The following is a 22,337-nucleotide window of genomic DNA, read 5'->3' as shown; positions in this document are numbered from 1 at the left end:
TGGCAGTACCCGAGGTTGCTCATCTGCTGTTAAGGAAACCCTGTATATGCGTAGGAAAAAGCCTGTAATTCAGGGGATTATAGATTAATTATGAGTGAATTCCGGGGCTTTTTTTTGTTAAGCTACTATTATCTGAATCAGGGACAGAGGGAACTCAATTCATAGGCAGTCTTATGGATAGGGGGGACTTGCCTGATGTCTTAACGGGCTTTCAGATTTCTATATATAACGGGGAACGGAAATATGGATCTTTCATTTTTTGATGTCTATGTACTGCCATGGATTATTAATATCATTTTTGCAGCGGCGATTTTCTTTGTCGGGCGCATCGTTGCAAAGATGTTGGTGGGCTTACTGCAGAAAATTTTACGTAAAGGCGGTACGGAAGAGATACTGGTTAACTTTATCTCATCCATAGCTAATATTTTACTGTTGCTGGTAATTATCGTCGCAGCACTCGATCAGCTGGGTGTCGATACTACTTCACTGATTGCACTGGTTGGTGCCGCTGGTCTGGCGGTTGGTCTGGCACTGCAGGGCTCGCTACAGAACTTTGCTGCCGGGGTTATGCTGATTGTATTCCGTCCGTTTAAGGAAGGCGACTTCATTGAGGCGGCAGGTGTTTCTGGTGTGGTTGAGCATATCAGTATCTTCAACACCATCATGCGTACCGGTGATAACAGAGAAATCATTATCCCTAACGGTAATATCTACAGCGGTGTTATTACTAACTACTCCGCTCGGGATACCCGTCGAGTCGATATGGTATTTGGTATCGGATATGACGATGATCTGAAGCAAGCCAAAGCCCTGTTGGAAGAGATTATTACTTCAGATGAGCGAGTGCTGCAGGATCCGGCTCCGGTGATCGCAGTTTCAGAGCTGGCTGATAGCAGCGTCAACTTCGTGGTACGCCCATGGGTCAAGTCGGGTGACTACTGGGGCGTGATGTTTGATACCACTGAAACTGTTAAGTTACGTTTCGATGAAGCCGGTATCTCTATCCCTTATCCGCAGATGGATATTCATCAGCACAAAGTAGAAAGTATATAAGCTTTTATCTTTTGCCTGGATGAGAAAAAACAGCCGCTTTAGCGGCTGTTTTTTTATCGACAATCTGAGGCTGAAATAGCTTTATTACTGTTCGTGCTCGATCTTCAGGGTCTGTTCCAGCTGATGCCTGAGGGTGTCGTTTTCCTGGCCAATTTTCTGGGTCTCCAGCCGGTATCGGAATATCTCCTGATAGCGAATTTCGAGCTTTGCTTCCAGTTGTTCTATCTGTTTTTCCTGTACTTTTACTGATTGTTCCAGCTTATGTAGCTTGGTCTGGAGTTCGTCCACCAGACCGTAATTAGTACTTTGAGGGATCTTTTTGCTCGGTACAGCGCCAGGAATCTGCTGTTGATTTAATTCGGTCATCAGGTGGCTATACAGTGCTTTAAGGTCGGATGCTTCGCGGCTGTTGTATCGAATGTTGCTTTCCATCGCCTTATGGGCGCTGGCCGAACCGATTGAACCGGACAGAACGTGCTCCAGCATACGATGAAATTCTAATAATTCGATAATGGCTATATGGTCTTTTCCTGCAACCTGAAGGTCTTCAGTGATATGTGAAACTGCCGCTAACGCTTTATCGGGGTTGAGATACTCCTCAAGCAGGGTGCGGGCTTCGTTAAGTTTATCATCGAGGGATATATACCTTTCTAATCCTGTGGGGCGGGCCTTCTTATGTACGGGTGCCGGGTTCATGGCACACATGAATTCTGTGGCATGGGTACGTTCCAACTTGTGCGGGCTGTAGAGCAAAGAGCCGAAGATATAGAAACCGACATTAAACAGCATGGTCCAGAATACACTGTGGGGAATCGAGCCCATACCTTCCAGGCCGAACAGGGCCTCCGGTCGCAGCAGGCTGATCCCCAGAAACCCCTGATCGAGAATCTGCTGGGAGAGCCAGCCATGCTTAACAAATGTCGGGATAGCCAGGGTGTAGCCCCACAACAGGAAGCCTGCGCTGAGTCCGGCAAATGCTCCCATACTGTTGCCGCGGCTCCAGAATATGCCTCCCATTAACGCGGGGGTGAACTGCAGTACGGCAACAAATGAGATCAGGCCGATCGCAACCAAAATGTAGGAATCGCTGAATTCGATAGCAAAGCCGTAGCTGCCCAGAAGGATCAGGGTGACCAGTATCCAGCGGATCTGCAGCAGGTAGGGTTTCAGTATTGCGCAGGCAGGCAAGCGTTCTATGACCGGAAGAATAAGGTGGTTGGACGCCATGGTGGAGAGCGTCATAGTGGTAATGATGATCATACCGGTGGCAGCAGAGAATCCGCCGATGAAGGCGAGCATGGTCAAAAAATCGTTGCCCGCCATCTGGGGTAACAACAGAACATAAAAGTCAGCGGATTGTTCCGGTAGTCCCATCAATAACCCGCCTGCTGCGATAGGCACAACAAACAGATTGATCAGGACCATATACAGGGGGAATAGCCAGATAGCGGTTTTTATATGTTTCTGATCGGCGTTTTCCACCACCGCAACATGGAACTGGCGTGGCAGGTTTTGTACAGCAGCAAAACTCAGTACGATCAGGGTGAGCCACATCACTCCGCTGTTTTCGACTCCGCTGAAGCTGATAACCCGCTCAAATCCGGCATCAATTATTCGATTAGTGATGTCATCAAAGCCATTAAACAGACTGAAACTGACAAACAGGCCAACCGCTATAAAGGCAACCAGCTTAACCAGGCACTCTACTACCAGAGCGGTAATCATACCCTGATGCCGTTCGGTTGGGTCTAGTCTGCGCAGCCCGAACATAATGGTAAAGACGATCATAAACAGGGTAATCAGCAGGCCTGAAGTACCCCAGCCCATGGTTGAGCTTTCATGGGCAGTGATCAGCTGGAATGAACTGACCACGGCTTTAAGTTGCAGGGCGATATAGGGCAGTACGCCCAGCAGCGCGATACTTGTTACCAGTGCGGCGATTTTTTCCGAACGGTTATATCGGGTGGATATGAAGTCAGCGATGCTGGTGATACGAAAGGTCTCTTTCGCCAGCACCATTTTGCGTAATGAATACCACCAGAAAGCGATACTGAGTATGGCGCCGAGGTAAACCCCAAGAAACAACAGGCCTGAACTGGCGGCAAAGCCGACACTGCCATAAAAGGTCCAGGAGGTGTGATATACCGCCAGAGAAAGGGCATATATCCAGGGGCCTTTAAAGCTTTCAGCGCGACTTTCAATACGACGCTCAACTATTTGCGCTATGCCAAACAGCACCGCCATATAGAGAGTGATAACAATAATAACTGTCAGAGAACTGAACATTGTTAACCCTTCGTCGATGAGAAAAAATCAAGCTAACTTAAGCTATAGACATTGTTGTAACCGGGGTCAATGGCAGGCTTGTCAATTTGGCAGGTTGTTGTTGATTTAATGGGGGAAAAGTAAGCAAAACCTAAAAAAATATGATTGGATTTTGTGTCAGGTCATTTGTCCGATTTATCCGATTCAGCAGAATCGTTACAGTTACAGCCAGGAACCGGATCGAAACCACCTGGGTTGTACGGGTGGCAACGACCAATTCTTCTGATTCCGAGCCAGCTGCCTTTAAAAATACCATGCTGTTCGATCGCTTCGATGGTATACGCGGAACAGGTCGGGTAAAAGCGGCAGTTAGGTCCCAGAAAGGGGCTCACCAGATATTGGTAGACCTTAACCAGAAAAATAAACGCGTGTCGCAATATCATAGGAATAGCCGGTTGGTAAGCAGGAATAACACTAAAGATTACAATTTTAATCCTATCCTGAGCTTGCAGCAAACCGGGCCGGAATTATAAGCAGGCTGGAGTTATGCAGACATAGTGATAAAAAAGCCGCTGCAGTTAGCAACGGCTTTTTAATTAGCTTATTCGGATCAGAGGTGCTCTTCAGCGTATTCCGCAAGACGAGAACGGAATATCCCCTCAAAGTGGATGTTGGCGGCGCCATCAAAGCCTTTGAAGCGTTCAACGATATAGGTCAGACCGGAGGTCAGCGGGGTCAGATAGTTAGAATCGATCTGGGCCAGGTTACCCAGGCAGATCATCTTACTGCCCTTACCACAACGGGTGAGGATAGTTTTCAGCTGCTGCGGAGTAAGGTTCTGGGCTTCATCGATCAGTACTACGGCATCCTGTATGCTACGACCGCGGATAAAGTTGAGCGATTTGAACTGGATATTGGCTTTCTCTATCGCATATTTGACGCTGCTCTGGGGGCGGTCATCGTTCTCATGCATCGCTTCCAGATTGTCATGTATGGAGCTCAGCCAGGGGGTCATCTTCTCTTCTTCGGTGCCCGGCAGGAAGCCGATATCTTCGGCGACCGGCGGTGTGGATCGGGTCACAATAATCTTATTATAGCGACCCTCTTCGATCACCATCTCCAGCGCACAGGCCAGAGCAACAAGGGTTTTACCTGAGCCTGCTGCTCCGTTGAGAACGCAAAGATCAATATCTTCATCCAGCACGGACTGCATAGCAAAGGCCTGATAGATATTGATCGGACTGATGCCCCAGCAACTCTGCTGCATCAGATGACCGAAACCCAGATCTCGCAGCACCGTTTTTTCGTGGTCAATGGATTCCACCCGGGCGGCAAAGTCGTTAGAGTCATCAAAAACATACTGGTTAACGTAGGCTTCCGGGAGCAGGTCGGGACTGACCTTATGATAGGTATTAGGACCTTCCTGATAGCTTTTTACATCGCTTACTTTTTCCCAGAAGTTACCTTCGATGTGGTAATGACCGGACGGCAACAGTTCGACATCGGAAACCAGCTGATCTTTACGGTAATCCTCAACCTTTTGTAAACCCGCCCCCATGGCTTTGAGGCGCATATTGATATCTTTGGTTACAAGAATAATATCGCGATGCGGATCGCTGGACTGCAGGTGGAGGGCGCAATTGATAATGCGGTTGTCGTTGTTCTTTTCGATCGGCAGGAAACCCTGTCGGGATGTTAATTCATGATCGGGGAATACACTGAGTTTGCCCAGTTTTGAGTCATCACCGGTACCGGGAACCAGTATCTGGACCCCCTTGGTAATTTGTGTCGGAGAGGTAGCCGCGCTGAGAATGTTATCAATTGCCCGGATAACATGTCTGGCTTCCTGGGCCACACTTTGTTTACGGTCCTTGATACTGTCCAGTTCCTCCAGAACTGTCATCGGGATAGCGACATCCTGCTCTTTAAATTCGTAGAGGCAGTTAGGGTCGTGCAGTAGAACGTTGGTGTCGAGGATATAGAGTTTATCAGCACTCATAGTGTGGTTTCCTTCTCGATACGAACAATATTTTATGCACAGGTTCCAGGAAAAATCCTTGCCTGTATAGATAGTTAACCAGAACTTGGCGTAGGATTAAACCCATTGCAGTGGAAAATTTAAGGGTGATATATGGCCGCTAAATCGATCGTTATTCTGACTGGAGCGGGGATCTCTGCTGAATCAGGAATCAAGACTTTTCGTGCCGCCGATGGCCTTTGGGAGGAACATCGTATTGAGGATGTCGCGACTCCGGAAGCGTTTCAACGGGACCCTGAACTGGTGCATCGTTTTTATAATAAACGTCGCGAGACCCTGCTACAGCCGGATATTCGGCCTAATCCTGCACATCAGGCTTTGGCAGAACTGGAACAGCGGTTCAGCGGTGAACTGTTATTGGTTACACAGAATATAGATAACCTGCATGAGCGGGCCGGGAGTAAAAAACTGATCCATATGCATGGTGAGTTATTCAATCTTCGCTGTACGACATCGGGCCAGATTTTTCATACCCAAAATAGTGTATTGCCCGATGCTCGCTGTACCTGTTGCCATGCAACCGGAACGTTGCGGCCTGATATCGTGTGGTTTGGTGAGATGCCGATGCAGATGGAGTTGATTTATGATGCGCTGGAGCGCTGCGATCTGTTTCTTTCAGTCGGTACCTCTGGGCATGTTTATCCTGCGGCGGGGTTTGTTGATATCGCAAACAGTGTGGGAGCTGAAACGGTTGAAATTAACCTTGAACCTTCAAAGCAGCAATCGGCTTTCGATCACCACATCTATGGCAATGCGAGCCATGAAGTGCCCCTTTTTGTTCAAAATTTGCTCAGTTAATCAATGGGTTAGTGGTACAAGTTGGTTTCCTTGCCTATAGTTAAATGGTGAACTTAGCAGAGCCGTTATGGGTCGAAGTAATATTAGAAACAGTTTATAACTAGTTTAGAAGTAGCTTTAAAGGTGTCACAGAACAGCCCCGTGTACAGGCGGCTTTATCTCTTCACGGAGTCTTGGGGAAAGCACGAATAAGTCCAATGCATTCTCTGAAAGTCCTCTATTTTTTTAAAGAGGGAGCGTAAGGGGGTTGTTTTCACCTTCCTTTGATAAAGGGGCAATATTATGAATACAGAGCAATATGTAACTGCGAATATTACACCACTGGATAGTTTAGATACGCTGTCACCTTATGAGGTGGCAAAACTGCAGGATCGCAATCAGGCGGGTCTGTACCGGCTATTTCGACAGTGCACTCTGGCGGTATTGAACTGTGGTAGTGAGTTGGACAGTACCAAGCAGGTGCTTGCCAAGTTCAAAAATTTTGATATTCAGGTGGCTCAGAAACACCGCGGGGTGCAGCTGGAACTGGTCAATGCGCCAGCCAGTGCCTTTGTTGATGGTGAAATTATTCAGGGTATTCGTGAACATCTGTTCTCTGTCGTGCGCGATCTGCTTTATGTGGGGGATGAGCTGGATAAGTGTTGCGATGGTCTGCAGGAATCTGAACAGATAACCAATATGGTATTCCATATTCTGCGTCACGCGAATGCTATTGAGCCCCATATTAAACCGAATCTGGTAGTCTGCTGGGGCGGTCATTCGATTCAGCGTGAAGAGTATGAATATACTAAGCAGGTTGGTTACGAGCTGGGTTTGCGTGGTTATGGGGTATGTACCGGTTGTGGCCCGGGGGCAATGAAAGGGCCGATGAAAGGTGCCACTATTGCGCATGCTAAACAGCGTATTGCTGATGCCCGTTACGTCGGCATATCTGAACCAGGCATCATTGCTGCAGAATCGCCCAACCCTATTGTCAATGAGTTGATTACTATGCCAGACATTGAAAAGCGCCTGGAAGCTTTTGTCCGGCTTGGCCACGGCATTATTGTTTTCCCTGGTGGTGCAGGTACCGCAGAAGAGATCCTGTATATCCTGGGGGTATTGCTCCATGAGAAGAATCACAACATACCGTTCCCGCTGATATTCACCGGCCCGGCAGGCAGTGAAGCTTATTTTGCCACAGTAGATCGCTTTATTCGCGGCACCTTAGGCGATAAAGCCGCGCAACGGTATCAGATTATTACCGGCGATGGCCATGAGGTGGCGTTGCAGATGAAGCAGGGGCTGGATAATGTAACCGACTACCGTAAAGCCACCAGCGAGTCCTACCACTTTAACTGGCAGCTGCATATCCCGGAAGAGTTTCAGCAACCGTTCGAACCGACCCATGAAAATATGGCAGCACTGGACCTGAGTCACGAGCAGCCGGACTATCTGCTGGCATCGACGTTACGGCAGGCGTTGTCAGGTATTGTTGCAGGTAATGTCAAAGAGCCGGGAATACAGGCGATTGAACAGTATGGCCCGTTTGAACTCAGTGGTGAGGAGTCAATGATGGAGGCGCTTGATACATTGCTTAGTTCGTTTGTTGAACAGCGCCGGATGAAAATTAATTTTGAAGAATACCAACCCTGTTACAAACTGGTTAGTGAAGCGTTGGCAGAGTAATTGTTTATCACTTTCTAATCGCTTTGCTGGTTATAAGTACGCCGGGTTTACCCGGCGCTTTAACGATTGCTCTGATACGCGTTATTAAAAAGTTGTTGGTTGCCGCCACTGGCGACCGTGTTGGTCGAAATGGTTTTTTCCTGAACAAAACGCATCAGATAGTTCGGGCCACCGGCTTTAGGGCCGGTGCCTGAAAGACCCATGCCACCAAATGGTTGTGAACTGACGACGGCGCCTACCTGGTTGCGGTTGATATAGATGTTGCCGACCCGTGCCTGTTGGCTGATACGGTTGATGATCTGGCTGTTTCGGGAATGAACTCCCAGAGTCAGGCCGTAGCCGGTACGGTTGATCTCGTCGATGATCCGTTCCAGATTATCGGCCTGATAGCGGATGATATGAAGGATCGGTCCAAAGTGTTCACCGTTCAGCTCATTGATGCTGTGCAGTCGAATCAGGGTTGGCGGAACGAAATATCCGACATTAAGCTCTTCTCTCAGTTCAAGCTCATGGATTATCAGGCCCTGATGGCGGCAGTGTTCAATATGGCCGTGCAGGTTGTTCAGGGCGTGGTGATCGATCACAGGTCCGATATCGGTGTCAGGCCGCGATGGCATACCTATCTTCAGGGTGTTCATCGCGCCGATAAGCAATGCTTCAATCTGTTCTGCAGTATCCTCCTGAAGATAGAGTACCCGTAGTGCCGAGCAACGCTGTCCGGCGCTGTTAAAGGCTGAGTGAAGGACATCTTTCACCACTTGTTCCGGCAGGGCTGTACTATCGACGATCATCGCATTCTGGCCGCCGGTCTCGGCGATCAGTGGGATGATGGGAGCGCCGGGTCTGTTATTAACCTGCTGTGCAATGGTTGCTGCAGCCCCTGTCGAGCCGGTAAAGGCAACGCCAGCCAGACGGAAGTCTCCGGTCAGAACTTCACCGATCTGTTCGCTCTTGCCAGGCAGCAGGCTGATTGCATCTGCAGGCAGGCCCGCCTCGAGCAGCAGTTCCGTCGCCCGGTATGCGATCAGGGGCGTAGCAGAGGCGGGTTTTGACAGCACACTGTTGCCACAGATCAGCGCCGCCACCACCTGACCGGTCCAGATCGCCAGAGGAAAATTCCATGGACTGATGCAGACGAAAATCCCCCGGCCTTCGTAGCTGAGAATGTTTAGCTCTCCGGTTATCGAGGGCATCTCGACAGGCTTAAGGGAGGTCATTGCCTGAGTCGCATAGTAATGGCAGAAATCGATCGCTTCACGTAGCTCGGCGATACTGTCGGTAATGCTCTTGCCCGCTTCTGCAATGCACAGGGCGATCAGTTCGGCGCTGTTTTCTTCCAGCAATCCGGCGAAGCGTTTAATAACTGCAACCCGCTCTATAAGCGGAGTTGCGTTCCAGCTGATGAACCCGGTCCTGGCTACGCTATAAGCTTCCCGGACCTGGGTTTCATCGCAGGGGCAAAGCTGACCAATCTGGTGACTGAGATCATAAGGGCTGCAAAGAGCCGTAGAGAGCTTAGCGGGTGCTGCTTCACCATGGATCAGCGCAGTGCAGTGCCACTGCTTATGTTCGAACTGCGCGATCTGATTGAATAGCTGTTCTCTTTGCTGCGAGGAGTCAATGATCTGGCCGCGGGCGCTGTGCCGTAATGGTTGGTACAGATCGGCCGGTAATGGGATCGTCTGGTTTCTTAAACCGGGCTGTTGTTGTAATAATAGTGCCGGTGGAGTACAGATCTGTCTGGTCGATATTTGCGTATTGAACTGCTGTAGCACAAATGAGCTGTTTGCGCCGTTTTCCAGTAAGCGTCTGACCAGATAGGGAAGTAGCTGTTGATGTACCCCTACTGGCGCGTATACCCGCAAAACAGAATCGGCTTGTTCGCTGAGTGCCTGCTGATAGATAGCTTCACCCACGCCGTGCAGGCGCTGGAACTCAAAGGCTGTTTTCGCTGAATCGCTGGCCGGGTCGCAGGCCGATTGCAGCAGATAACTGATGGTCTGCGCATTATGGGTTGCAAACTGGGGTATCAGGTTGGGGCAATGCTGGCTGAGTATGAAGTTTGCACAGACCTGATAGGAAAGGTCGGTTGCCGGTTTCAGGGTATAGACCGGATAGTCGGGGAGCGCGGCTTGTTGTGCCAGTTTGATCTCACTATCCCAGTATGCGCCCTTTACCAGCCGCACAGGGATGGCCGTTTGTGATTCGCTGGCAAGAAAGCTGAGCCAGCCAAGTGTTGGCAGGGCGCGTTTGGAATAGGCCTGGACAGCAATGCCGAGACCACCCCAGTTACGGCAGATCTCATTGCTGAATAGTTCAGCAAAGACCTGCAAGGTCAGTTCATGGCGGGAGGATTCCTCTGCATCGATAGTGATCTGTACGTCATATTGCCGCGCCGTGATAATCAGGTGTAGCATCCTTTCTACCACCTCTTTAACAACCGTCGGCTGCTTTAGCGGTTCAAAGCGGGGGTGCAAGGCCGAAAGCTTGATAGATACTGACGGCAGGGGGCGGTTCAGTTCACCGCTCTGGCCCACCGTTTCTATCGCTTCAAGATAGGCGCTGAAATAATGCTTAGCATCTTTGCTGCAGACTGCTGCTTCTCCCAACATGTCAAAAGAACAGGTCTGGTTGCGGCCAAGGTCGTGGATGCGCTGCATCGCGCCCTGAATATCGGGTGCAAAAACAAAGCGATCGCCCAGTAGTTGCATTGCGTGGGTCAGTGCTGTGCGGATTACCGGTCTGCTGATCCGGTTAATCAATCGCTCAAAAATACTATCCGGACTGGTCTCGGCCGATATCAGATGCTGACTGATGGCCAGTCCCCAGACGGAGGTGTTCAGCAGCACCGGGTTTTCATCTGCAAGGTACAGTTGCCACTGGGCAGAGGTTAGCTTGTCTTCGATCAGCGCGTCGGCGGTTGCTTTATCCGGTATCCTGAGCAGGGTTTCTGCCAGTGACATCAGCACGATACCTTCATCGGTTTCCAGGCTGAATGCTTTCAGAAACTGATCGAGATAGTGTTGCTGCTCAGTCTCTTCGCGGATATTCCTGACCCAACTTTGACAGTGATCAGCTGCGTTTTCAGATGATGTGCCGGCGCTATGAAGCTCAAGCAGTTGCTCCGTCAGTGCGACTTCATCGTAGCAATAGTAAGAAGGGATGTTGGCCCAGAGTTGATTGGCGGTCCATTTTACCTGTTGATCGGAAAAGTATAGAGACAACGGGAACATGGAGGTACCAGGGGCAGATTAATGTTGATCATAATAATAGATGGTCACTTGTTAGTGACAATAGAAGAATTCCGACAGGGCACCAAAATGGTGAGAAACAAGCGTTTTATTATCTCGCAGATATGAGTCAGAAAAAAGGCGCTACAGATCCGGGTCGGTAGCGCCTTTAATTGGGGAGCCTGCGAACAAGCCCTGTTCGTGCTCTGCAAGTCCTGAAGCCTGTAGATGCAAGGCGAAGTTTGCTATTAATGGCCATAGTCCTTAATCAGAACTTCAACGCAGTAGATGCGGGCTTCAGGGCTTGCCCTACGGGGCTTACGGGAAAGCCCACACTCTGTGTCTGAACTTATTATAAGGTCCAGACATTACTGTAAAGTTCTTCCTTGAGTGTGAACTTTCCCATAAGCCAGAGTGCCGTCAGGACTTATTCGTAGGCTCCTTGGATCGGTTGGCTTGGACAATTACATACGCTCAAACAGTGCCGCTATGCCCTGGCCGCCGCCGATACACATTGTCGCTACCGCGTAACGGCCGCCGCTACGCTTTAGTTCATGCAGCGCTTTAACAGTGATAATAGCGCCGGTCGCGCCGATCGGATGGCCAAGCGAGATACCGCTACCATTGATGTTAACTTTGTCTTGCGGTAACTCCAGATCACGACAAACTGCCAGTGCCTGTGCGGCAAAGGCTTCGTTGACTTCCCAGACATCGATATCGGCAACGCTTAATTCTGCCTCAGCCAGCAGTTTGCGCACTGCCGGCACCGGCCCGATACCCATATATTTAGGTTCAACGCCGGCAAAACTGTAGCTGACCATTCGTGCCATCGGCTTGAGGCCTTTGGCTTGTGCCGTTTCGGCGGCCATCAGGGTCACTGCTGCGGCCGCATCGTTGAGGCCAGAAGCGTTACCAGCGGTGACTGAACCATCTTTCTTGAAGGCCGGGCGCAGCTTAGACATATCTTTAGTTTCACAGCCGTAGCGCAGGTGCTCATCGGTATCGAACAGGGTAACCCCTTTGCGGGATTTCAGTTCTACCGGGACGATCTGCTCTTTAAAACGCCCTTCGGTGATCGCCCGCTCGGCATTGTTATGGCTTAACACCGCGAGGGCGTCCTGGTCTTCACGACTGATCTGCCATTTTTCTGCGATATTTTCGGCGGTAATACCCATGTGAGTATCGTCAAACGGGCAGGTCAGAGCGCCTACCATTGCATCGACGATAGCGGCATCGCCCATGCGCTGGCCGAACCGGGCCGTTGGCATCCAGTACTGGGACTGGCTCATCACCTCAGCGCCACCGGCAACGGCAGCATCGCATACGCCAAGTTCAATCTGCTGGGCTGCTGTGATGATCGCCTGCAGGCCGCTGCCGCATAGGCGGTTTACTGTGACTGCAGGTGTTTCATGGGGTAACCCTGCGTTAACAGCGGCGACCCGGCTGAGGTACATATCACGTCGTTCGGTATGGATAACGTTACCGAATACACTGTGGCCAAAATCTTCGGCTTCAGCCCCGGAGCGCTGAACTGCTTCGGCCACGCATGTGGTTGCCAGTTCTGACGGGGTCTTGGATTTCAGGCTGCCGCCAAATCCACCTATAGCGGTACGCACACCGCTAAGTACTACTACTTCTCTCTTGCTCATGGTTTAGTCCCTGCTTCAAATAATTATTATTGTTATGAAATAAGATAGTTGCAGTCATCGTCCAAATTAACATTGCGGGCAGCTAAACACACCTGGGGAGATGTAGATAATTAGCCCCAGGTTGTTAACATGGGCGTCTTTATCACTTTTACCGAAATAGAATCCCTCGATTCAGGTGCAATTATTACATGGCGATGCTATTCGACATTGTTATTCCGGTTTTTCTGCTGGTGGCTCTGGGCTGGCTAAGTCGTAAAACAGAGTTGTTGAAAGAGAACAGTGCCCAGGCGTTGAATCAGTACGTCTTCTATATCGCAGTACCGGCGCTGATGTTTCTGTCCACCGCAAAAGTAGATATCGGTGCGGTACTGCACTGGGGCTTTATTCTGGCTTACATCGGTGGTTCCGTTATCGCCGTCGCTGTTGCATTTCTGGCCTGGCGGCGGATGACATTGCAAGCTCCCCTGGACTGGACGGTGGTCGCGCTGAACGCGGCCTGGCCTAATACCGTCTATATGGGCGTGCCGATCTTCTATTTTATGTTTGGCGAGCAGGGTACTCTGCCGGTTGTGATTTCGACTTTGGCCAGTAATCTACTGTTTATTCTGGTATTGGCGCTGATGTCGGAGTTGCAGAGAAGCAGTGGCAGTATCATGCAGAAATTACGCTCCCTGCTGCTGCAGGCGTTGCTTAAGAATCCGGTGATGATGGCGCCGTTGCTGGGTATGGCTGTTTCAGTGAGTGGGGTCAGTTTGCCGGTGGCCTTGCTTACCCCTCTTGAGATGCTAGCGCCTTCAGCTGCACCGGTGGCTCTTTTTGCGCTGGGTATCTCGCTCTATGGCTTGCAGGTTAAAGGCGCCGGTTTTGAGCTGGGGTGGCTGAGCCTGGTTAAGCTGGTGGTGCATCCGCTTGCAGTGTATCTGATTGCGGTATGGGTGTTGCAGCTTGAACCGTTCTGGGCCGTCAGTGCGGTGCTGCTTGCAGCCTTGCCAACCGGGGCGATGGTCTTTGTACTGGCGCAACAGTATCGGACCCGGGTGACATTGTCTTCGGCAACGATTATGGTCACAACATTAGCATCAATAGTGACTTTGGCGCTGTTACTGCCATATCTGAAACAGTGGACGTTGTAACTTTAATAGCCAGAGCTCACAACTTATAACTCAGGAGATAGATAGCATGCGTTGTCATAAAGTGGATTATGAAATAATCGGCAGCTCAATGCCGATGCTAGAAGTGGAACTGGATCCGGGTGAAACCGTCATCGCAGAAGCAGGTTCCATGAATTATATCGAACAGGATGTCGAGTTTGAAACCAAGATGGGCGATGGCGCAGACCCTGATCAGGGGATGTTTGGCAAGTTGTTCTCCGCGGGTAAACGGATGATTACCGGCGAATCCCTGTTTATGACCCACTTCAGTAATAGCGGCAGCGAAAAACGTCGGGCTGCTTTTGCTGCGCCCTATCCCGGTACTATCGTGCCGGTGGATATGTCACAGACCGGAGAGCGGCTTTATTGTCAGAAGGATGCCTTTCTTTGTGCCGCTTTGGGCACCCGTTTGTCGGTGGCATTCTCGAAGAAGCTTGGCGCGGGTTTCTTTGGTGGCGAAGGTTTTGTACTGCAAAAGCTGGAAGGCGATGGTATGGCCTTCATTCAGGCCGGTGGCAGCGTGGTTGAGAAAAAGTTGAATAATGAAACCTTGCGTATCGATACCGGCTGTCTGGTTGGCTTCAGTGAAGGTATCAGCTACGACATAGAGATGGTCAAAGGTTTGAAATCGATGTTGCTCGGTGGTGAGGGTCTGTGGTTGGCGACAGTCTCCGGAACCGGAACTGTCTGGGTTCAGAGTCTGCCTTTCTCGCGGCTTGCTGACCGGATAGTTTCTGCAGCCCCTGCACTCGGTGGGGCAGACAAAGGCGAAGACTGAATGCTACCTGTAATAGCTTCATAATCTGAGATGTTTTTGTGGGGTGAAACTATGACTTTTTGTTTCAATACGGGTATATTCCCACCACAATTTTATAGTTTTTACTTATAGTTGCTAAAGGCAAGCGGTCCGGATGTTGCAGAAAAAACTGGTCATTACACTAACGACAGCCCAGGGCTCCCGCCAATATACCCTGGGGCAGTTGGCCAAGTATCTGCTGGCGCTGTTTTTAGTCATGTCTGTTTGTAGTTTCTTCTTTTCCAATCTGTTGTTGGTTAAAACCAATGATGATCTGCAGGATCTGGAGGAGGGTATTGGTACCCTGACCAGTCAGTATGAACTGACCCTGGGTACCCAGCAGCTGCAGCGGGGGCAGCTTGATCAGCTTTCTCATACCCTGCTCGACCTGAAAGTTGAGCGCGACCAGCTACAGGAAGAAAATCTGCGCATCGGAGAGTTAAATGAAACCCTCGATGCCAGTCTCTATGGCCTGGAAGACTTGCTAGGTTTGCCCGCAACTGACGAGATGACGGCGCAGCGGGCCGATGAGTTAACTGTGCTGGCTAATCAACGGCTGTTTTTCCTGAGCAGTATCCCCAATGGCGTTCCGATTCAGGGTATTCGGGTAAGTGATCGTTTTGGTATGCGTACCCATCCGATCCATAAAAAGCGCATTAAGCATAACGGTATCGATTTCAAGGCCAATACCGGTACCCCTATTTATGCTACCGCTGACGGTGTGGTCGAGTATGCCGGTTATCATAAGCAGAGTGGCTTTGGTAACCTGATTATTCTCCAGCATAGTCTGGGTTTTAAAACCTACTATGCCCACAATAGTAAGCTGAAAGTTAAGAGCGGTAGTTTCGTCAGCAAAGGACAGCTGATAGGTTTGAGTGGTAATACCGGTATCTCGACCGGACCGCACCTCCATTATGAAGTGCGACGACTGTTCACGCCAATTGATCCTGAGCCGTTTCTGGCATGGAATATCAGCAATTTTGATTCGCTATTTTCTTCAGTTAAAGGTGTAAAATGGGCTTCCTTAAGAAAAATGTATCCGCTAAATCAAGCGCTGCAAACGGCTCAGCAATAACCATTATTGCCGAGGGTAACAAGTTCAGCGGCGATATGAGTATTATTGGCAAGATGCATATTGATGGTGTGTTTGAAGGTAATATCTCTTCACTGGATAATATCTCTATTGGTAAGAATGGCCACGTGCATGGCGTGGTAAAAGCGAACCAGATTGCAGTATGTGGTTTGCTGGAAGGTGAAGTGGTTTGTGAAGAGCTGGAAATTGATCGTGGTGGTAAAGTGGTTGCGACGGTGATCAGTAAAGTGATGGCAATCCATCCGGAAGGCAATTTTATCGGTGAGCGAAGAATGAAAGAGGTGGGTGTGATCGAGCATACCGCCCAGATTGAATCCGGTATCGATGCGATCGACACTCTGCCTGATAAGGTCACCCTGAGTGGTGATGAGGAAACGGCATAAACGATGTGTGAACTGCTTGGCATGAGTGCCAATGTACCAACCGATATCTGTTTCAGCTTTACCGGGCTGATGCAACGTGGCGGCGAGACTGGCCCGCATCGTGATGGCTGGGGTATCTCCTTTTACGAAGGTAAGGGGATGCAGGCGTTTCATGACCCCGCGCCCAGTTGCCAGTCAGAAATTGCCCGTCTTGTCAGAAGTCATCCGATTAAGAGTAAGACTGTTATCAGTCATATCCGGCAGGCAAATGTTGGCAATATCTGCCTGGAAAATACCCATCCGTTTAGTCGTGAGCTCTGGGGTTATCACTGGACTTTTGCCCATAATGGCCAGCTCGATCCGGCGTTGTTTTCACTGCCTTTGACGCATTATCATCCAGTGGGTAGTACCGATAGCGAATATGCTTTTTGCTGGTTGTTGGGGCAGGTGCGTGAACAGTTTCCCCGGCGGCCTGATGATTTTTCAGAAGTCGCTGCGGTTATTCAGCAATGTGCCGATCAACTACGGGCGCTAGGGGTATTTAATATGCTGCTGAGCGAATCCCGTTACCTGTTTGCATACTGCACTACCAAACTGTCCTGGATTACCCGGCGAGCGCCTTTTGGTAAGGCGAGACTGACCGATGCCGAACTGACTGTTGATTTCTGTGAAGAGACGACCTCGAACGATATCGTGACTGTCATAGCCACTGAACCATTGACCAATAATGAGCAGTGGGAAAGGCTGCAGGCCGGGGATATGATTACCTTTAAGGACGGTTTGCCGGTGGTTATGAACTGATTACCTCCCTCCTGTTATTTCAGTACCCAGAGTGATTTCAGTACTAAAGAGTGGCGCTATTGCAGGCGCCATTTCTATATTTAGAGCCTTATAATCTTTTTATAACTACAGACACATTAGCCATTATCGTGACTTCCCAGACTAAACAGCTATTGCGACAGCTTGACCAGTGCCTGATTGCGGATCGTTTCCGGATTCGGAAAAAGATCCAGCAGCTGGAATTGCGAATTAAACAGCAAAAACCATCTGATCAGATATTAACGGAGATAGAATCTTTGTTACAGCGCTCTGGCGATGCGGTGGCAAAGCGCAGTTTTAATCAGACGATAAGCTTTCCCGACCTGCCGGTATCCGGCCGGAGGGAGGAGATCGCAACGGCGATTGCAAATAATCAGGTGGTGATCGTTGCCGGTGAGACCGGCTCCGGCAAAACTACCCAGCTGCCTAAAATCTGTCTCGAACTGGGCTTGGGACGTAACGGTTTGATCGGCCATACCCAGCCGCGTCGACTTGCTGCCAGCACGGTTGCTAACCGTATTGCTGAAGAGCTTAACTGTCCGTTAGGCAGTACCGTAGGCTATCAGGTGCGTTTCACCGAGCAGGTGCAGGACAATACTATGGTCAAGTTGATGACCGATGGTATTTTGCTTGCGGAAACTCAGCATGACCGCTACCTGGAACGTTATGAAGTACTGATTATCGATGAGGCTCACGAGCGCAGCCTGAACATCGACTTTCTTCTGGGGTATCTGCACCGGATACTGCCGAAGCGACCCGACCTTAAAGTTATTATCACTTCGGCAACCATCGACCTGGAACGTTTTTCAAAGCATTTTGGCAATGCACCGATCATCGAAGTATCCGGCAGAACTTTCCCGGTTGAGCTGTTGTATCGGCCGCTGGATGAAATAGGCGATAGCAAGGACGCTGGGATTCCTGAGGGAATCGTTGCCGCAACCGAAGAGCTGATCCGTCTGGAGCGGCAGAAGGGCGGTTCGGTACAAGGCGATATTCTGGTGTTTCTCAGTGGTGAGCGGGAGATTCGTGAAGCGGCGGAGTATCTGCGCCGGGCGGTGCAGCAAGGACGGTTGCGACATCTTGAGGTAATGCCGCTCTATGCCAGGTTGAGCCTGAAAGAGCAGAACCGGATTTTTCACGGTCAGCGCGGTGCCGGTCGGCGTATTGTGCTGGCAACTAACGTTGCCGAAACATCCCTGACTGTGCCGGGCATTCGTTATGTTATCGATCCCGGTTATGCCCGCCTCAGCCGTTATAGCTATCGCTCAAAGGTGCAGCGGTTGCCGATCGAGTCGGTATCCCAGGCCAGCGCTAATCAGCGTAAGGGGCGTTGCGGCCGGGTTGCCGAGGGTATCTGTATCCGGCTCTATTCCGAAGAGGACTTTCTGGGTCGGCCAGAATTTACCGATGCCGAGATTCAGCGCACTAACCTGGCGGCGGTTATCCTGCAGATGCTCAACCTGCGCTTAGGCGCAGTGGATGCTTTTCCGTTTATCGATCCGCCGGACTCTCGTTATGTCAACGATGGCTTCCGGTTACTGCAGGAGTTAGGGGCGGTCGATGAAAAGCGCAACCTGACCCGGCAAGGGCGACAGATAAGTAAATTGCCGATAGATCCCCGCATCGGCCGGATGCTGCTGGAGGCGGTTAACAATAATTGCCTGCGGGAGATGATCATTATCGCCAGCGCGCTGAGCGTGCAGGACCCCCGCGAACGTCCGATGGATAAGCGTCAGGCGGCCGATCAGAAACATGCTGAATACGCCGATGAAGATTCCGATTTCGTTACCCTGGTGAAGCTTTGGGAGTCCTATGAGGAGCAGCGGCAGGAGCTGACCCAGAATCAGCTGCGCAAGTTTTGCCAGAAACAGTTTCTCTCCTATCCGCGCATGCGTGAATGGCGTGATGTACATCGGCAGTTGCACCTGGTCTGTAAATCTCTGAAGTACAGCGAAAACCAGCAGCCTGCAGGCTACGATGCCGTGCATAAGGCGTTGTTATCAGGTTTGCTGGGGAATATGGGTTTTAAACAGGAAAACAGGGAGTACCTGGGCGCTCGCAATCGGCGCTTTTATATTTTCCCGGGGTCAGCCCTGCATAAAAAGTCGCCGAAGTGGATCATGGCCGCCGAAATGGTGGAAACGACAAAACTGTACGCCCGTATGGTGGCCAAAATTGATCCGTTGTGGGCCGAGTCATTGGCGCCGAGTCTGGTTAAACGCAGTTATCTTGAGCCCCACTGGGAGAAAAAGAAGGCCCAGGTCGTCGCTGACGAACAGGTTGCCCTGTATGGGTTGGTTATCGTACCTAAGCGTACAGTACACTTCGGCAAGATCGATCCGCAGGTGAGCCGTGAGATCTTTATTCGCTCGGCGCTGGTGGAAGGTCACTTTATTACCAAAGGCAAGTTCTTCAGTCATAACCGTCAGCTGCTGACCAGCGTAGAAAAGTTGGAAGCAAAGACCCGGCGACGGGATCTGTTAGTCGATGAAGACACCTTATATGACTTTTATGCGGAGCGTATGGCGCAGTTAAAAGGCGAGCGGGTGGTCAATGGTGCGGGTTTCGAAAGCTGGCGCAGCAAGGTCGAACAGGATAACCCACAAGCGTTATTCCTCAGTGAAGAAGATATCTTGCAGCGTTCTGCCGATCATGTGACTGCAGACAGTTATCCGGAGCGACTTAATCTGAATGGCGCCAAACTTAAGTTAACCTATAACTTCGATCCGGGTGCTAAAGATGATGGCGTGACCCTGCAGGTGCCACTGGTGTTACTCAATCAGTTACCTCTGGAGCGACTCGAATGGTTAGTGCCGGGTATGCTGAAAGACAAATGTATAGCCCTGCTGAAGGGGCTACCGAAACAGCTGCGTAAGAACTTTGTGCCTATCCCTGATTATGTTGATGCGTTTCTCGAAGCGGTTCAGTTTGGTCAGGGGTCACTGTGTGAAGCGCTGGCAATACACCTGAAGCGTATGACCGGTGCCAGAATCACCAAAGAAGACCTGCTGGCGGTCGATGTCGATGACCATCACCGGGTGAATATCCGGCTGCTGGATGAGAAAGGCCGAAAGCAGACGGAAGGCAGGGATTGGCAGTTGCTTAAGCAGGGCTTTGGCAAGAAAGCCGAACAGGCGCTGACGAAGGCGCCGTCGGAAAGCTGGGGGCGCAAGGGTATTACCGGCTGGGATTTTGACGAACTGCCACAGTCAATCCGTCTGAAGCAGGCCGGAGGTCTTAAAGTTGAAGTGTATCCGGGCATTGTCGATTGTGGCGATAGTGTCGAGCTGAAAGTATTCGAATCGAAAGGGCTGGCTGATCATGTTACCCGGTTTGGCCTGGCCCGGCTTTATCTGTTACAGCTGAATGAACAGGTGCGATTTCTCAAATCCCGCTTACCCCGCTTTCAGGAAAGCGCCATGCTATGCGGCAAAATACAGAATAAAAATACCCTGCAGGATGATTGCCTGATGCAGGGCGTATTAAGGGTTTTTGTCGATGGTCAGAAACTGGTTAGAAATAAAACAGAGTTTGACAACTGTTTAAATAATAAACGATCCGAGTATTGCGACCTGACAATAAAAGTCGCAGAGCATCTGCACAGTATTGTTAAACAGCAACACGGTCTGCAGAAAATATTATCCGGCGGTATCGATCTGCAGGCGGTCACGGTGCTCAATGATATTAAACAGCAGCTGAGTCAGCTGTTCCCGAAACATTTTTTACTGTTACATAACTGGCAGTCACTGAATGAATATCCACGCTACCTTAAAGGCATAGAGTTGCGGCTGGAAAAATACCGCCGCGAGCTGCCCCGACAAAGGATGCTCAGCGAACAGTTACAGCAGTTCTGGGCACAGTACCAGAAGCGACGTGAAGCTGAACAGTTACAACATGAATTCAGCGCCGGGTTGGAAGAGTACCGCTGGATGCTTGAAGAGTACCGGGTCTCGCTGTTTGCGCAACAGCTGGGAACTAAGACCACGGTGTCAGAGAAGCGCCTTAAACAGCAGTGGCAGACGATCGCTAATTGACCCAGATCATACTACTTTTGTGTAACGTAAATTGCCCTTTAAACTGTGCGTAAAACGGTTGCGCCTTAAACGTGGCTGTGCTGTAATGCGTCAAATTTATTTAAGCCAAGCTATTTTTTGTGTCGTTTTAAAGTGAAATTGCCCGGTGTTTTTGGCTGTTTCTACTATTAAATTAAAGCTTGCTTACTAGTGTGACGATAAGATTATAAAAGATCGGATTTTAATTCGATTCAGTAGAAAAAGGCAGAAGATTGAATTTTTTTTCTTTCAACTGTTTGAAATGATCGTAAATTATAGTATTTTCTTGGTTAGCTGAGCGTTGGAGCAGCACATAGAAGGGTGTTCCGGCAGTAAAGCGCTAAGAAATAATAAAGTTTAACTACTAGTACGTTAAATATTGAAGGGGAAAATGTTGATGAAAAAGTCTATTATTGCTCTGGCTGTTGCCGGTGCACTGACTGTACCAATGGTTGCACAAGCTGACGCTACTCTGTACGGCTCTCTGCGTATGAAAGTTGTTGATGCAGATGACACGTCTCTGGACGTTCAGGACAATGCTTCACGTATCGGTATCAAGGGTACTTCTGAGCTGTTCTCTGGCGCGACTGCTTTCTTCCAGTCTGAATTTAAGGCAGAGGAAGAAACTGGTAACGTTGGCGCGGGTCGTCTGGCTGTAATTGGTGTTACCGGTTCTTACGGTACAGGTTCTATGGGTCGTCAGTGGACTCCTCATACTATGTGGACCGATTTCAAGACTGATATCCTGGACCACGGTTCTAACCCAACTGCTGACTACGGAAACGCTGGTCGTCAGAGCAACACTATTGCTTATATCACTCCAGATATCTCTGGTCTGAAGCTGGCTGCAGTTGTTATTGCTGCAGACAATGGCGGTTCTGACACTGATGATGCAGATGCTTACAACATCGCAGCTCACTACACTATGGGTGGTTTCTCTGTAGGTGCTTCCCAGGTTCACCTGGAAGCTGCTGACGACGATATCAACCAGTTTGCTGCTAGCTACTCTGCCGGTGATCTGTACGTTGCGGCTCTGATCAGCGATAACGAAACTAAGTCTTCTGACAAGCAGGAAACTTTTGAAGTTGCTGGTTCTTACGCATTCGGTAACACTAAAGTACTGGCTCAGTACGTAGACTTCGATGAGAGCGCTTCTCAGGTTGCTCTGGAAGTTCAGCAGAAGCTGGGTGCTCAGGCGCGTGTATTCGCGACTGTAGTTATGGCTGATTCTGATGCTGAAGCTCACGACGACGCTTCTGACTCTGTAGCTGTAGGTTACCGCGTAGACTTCTAATCTTTCTTAAGATTAGAGCTAAGCTAAGAAAAGGGTCCTTCGGGGCCCTTTTTTAATTTCCGAACTTAA

At 50.0% G+C, this 22,337-nt stretch carries 15 protein-coding genes; 10 read left to right on the top strand and 5 right to left on the bottom strand.

All coding sequences use genetic code 11. The features are described from left to right. Positions 1-243: 243 nt before the first annotated feature. Entirely contained in the window at positions 244-1,053 is an 810-nt protein-coding gene (locus ACQUQM_RS09965; RefSeq protein ID WP_432474328.1) for a mechanosensitive ion channel family protein, read from the top strand. 84 nt (positions 1,054-1,137) lie between these two features. Here the strand turns inward: ACQUQM_RS09965 and ACQUQM_RS09960 are convergent, their stop codons facing one another. From ACQUQM_RS09960 to ACQUQM_RS09950, 3 genes are all read right to left on the bottom strand, one after another. Continuing rightward, the gene (locus ACQUQM_RS09960; RefSeq protein WP_432474327.1) at positions 1,138-3,339 is read right to left on the bottom strand and encodes a hypothetical protein; all 2,202 of its coding nucleotides are present in this window, start codon (positions 3,337-3,339) and stop codon (positions 1,138-1,140) included. Positions 3,340-3,500: 161 nt separating this feature from the next. Then, positions 3,501-3,761, bottom strand: coding sequence for a membrane protein insertion efficiency factor YidD (yidD, locus tag ACQUQM_RS09955; protein WP_432474326.1), 261 nt, complete (start codon positions 3,759-3,761; stop codon positions 3,501-3,503). 167 nt (positions 3,762-3,928) lie between these two features. Next, positions 3,929-5,317 (bottom strand): PhoH family protein, encoded by a 1,389-nt coding sequence (locus ACQUQM_RS09950; protein WP_432474325.1) that lies wholly within the window; start codon positions 5,315-5,317, stop codon positions 3,929-3,931. 132 nt (positions 5,318-5,449) lie between these two features. Between ACQUQM_RS09950 and cobB the strand changes: the two genes are divergently transcribed. Then, positions 5,450-6,154, top strand: a complete 705-nt coding sequence (gene cobB / locus ACQUQM_RS09945) for a Sir2 family NAD+-dependent deacetylase (RefSeq protein ID WP_432474324.1) — start codon at positions 5,450-5,452, stop codon at positions 6,152-6,154. Positions 6,155-6,436: 282 nt separating this feature from the next. Then, positions 6,437-7,822, top strand: a complete 1,386-nt coding sequence (gene ppnN, locus ACQUQM_RS09940; RefSeq protein ID WP_432474323.1) for a nucleotide 5'-monophosphate nucleosidase PpnN — start codon at positions 6,437-6,439, stop codon at positions 7,820-7,822. A gap of 59 nt (positions 7,823-7,881) precedes the next feature. Here ppnN and putA read toward each other — a convergent pair whose 3' ends face one another. Next, positions 7,882-11,055, bottom strand: coding sequence for a bifunctional proline dehydrogenase/L-glutamate gamma-semialdehyde dehydrogenase PutA (putA, locus tag ACQUQM_RS09935; RefSeq protein ID WP_432474322.1), 3,174 nt, complete (start codon positions 11,053-11,055; stop codon positions 7,882-7,884). Positions 11,056-11,516: 461 nt separating this feature from the next. Further along, positions 11,517-12,701, bottom strand: coding sequence for a beta-ketothiolase BktB (gene bktB / locus ACQUQM_RS09930; protein WP_432474321.1), 1,185 nt, complete (start codon positions 12,699-12,701; stop codon positions 11,517-11,519). Positions 12,702-12,889: 188 nt separating this feature from the next. Here bktB and ACQUQM_RS09925 point away from each other — a divergent pair, with 188 nt between their 5' ends. The 7 genes from ACQUQM_RS09925 (at position 12,890) to ACQUQM_RS09895 (ending at position 22,268) form a co-directional block, all read left to right on the top strand. After that, positions 12,890-13,834, top strand: a complete 945-nt coding sequence (locus tag ACQUQM_RS09925; protein WP_432474320.1) for an AEC family transporter — start codon at positions 12,890-12,892, stop codon at positions 13,832-13,834. Between the two features lie 46 nt (positions 13,835-13,880). After that, positions 13,881-14,630 (top strand): TIGR00266 family protein, encoded by a 750-nt coding sequence (locus ACQUQM_RS09920; protein ID WP_432474319.1) that lies wholly within the window; start codon positions 13,881-13,883, stop codon positions 14,628-14,630. Between the two features lie 133 nt (positions 14,631-14,763). Beyond that, entirely contained in the window at positions 14,764-15,723 is a 960-nt protein-coding gene (locus tag ACQUQM_RS09915) for a M23 family metallopeptidase (protein ID WP_432474318.1), read from the top strand. After that, positions 15,663-16,124, top strand: coding sequence for a bactofilin family protein (locus ACQUQM_RS09910; protein WP_432474317.1), 462 nt, complete (start codon positions 15,663-15,665; stop codon positions 16,122-16,124). The genes ACQUQM_RS09915 and ACQUQM_RS09910 overlap by 61 nt, the downstream gene beginning before the upstream one ends. A gap of 3 nt (positions 16,125-16,127) precedes the next feature. Further along, complete coding sequence (locus tag ACQUQM_RS09905) at positions 16,128-16,904, top strand: class II glutamine amidotransferase (RefSeq protein WP_432474316.1); 777 nt, start codon at positions 16,128-16,130, stop codon at positions 16,902-16,904. A gap of 128 nt (positions 16,905-17,032) precedes the next feature. Beyond that, a complete protein-coding gene (gene hrpA, locus ACQUQM_RS09900) occupies positions 17,033-20,956 on the top strand; it encodes an ATP-dependent RNA helicase HrpA (protein WP_432474315.1) in 3,924 nt (1,307 codons plus the stop codon). Positions 20,957-21,371: 415 nt separating this feature from the next. Further along, positions 21,372-22,268 (top strand): porin, encoded by an 897-nt coding sequence (locus ACQUQM_RS09895; protein ID WP_432474314.1) that lies wholly within the window; start codon positions 21,372-21,374, stop codon positions 22,266-22,268. Positions 22,269-22,337: the final 69 nt, after the last annotated feature.

This window comes from Amphritea sp. HPY (assembly GCF_050870985.1).
GTDB lineage: Bacteria > Pseudomonadota > Gammaproteobacteria > Pseudomonadales > Balneatricaceae > Amphritea.
Note: the sequence above shows the minus strand (reverse complement) of the source record. Positions and strands in the feature narration are given on the sequence as shown.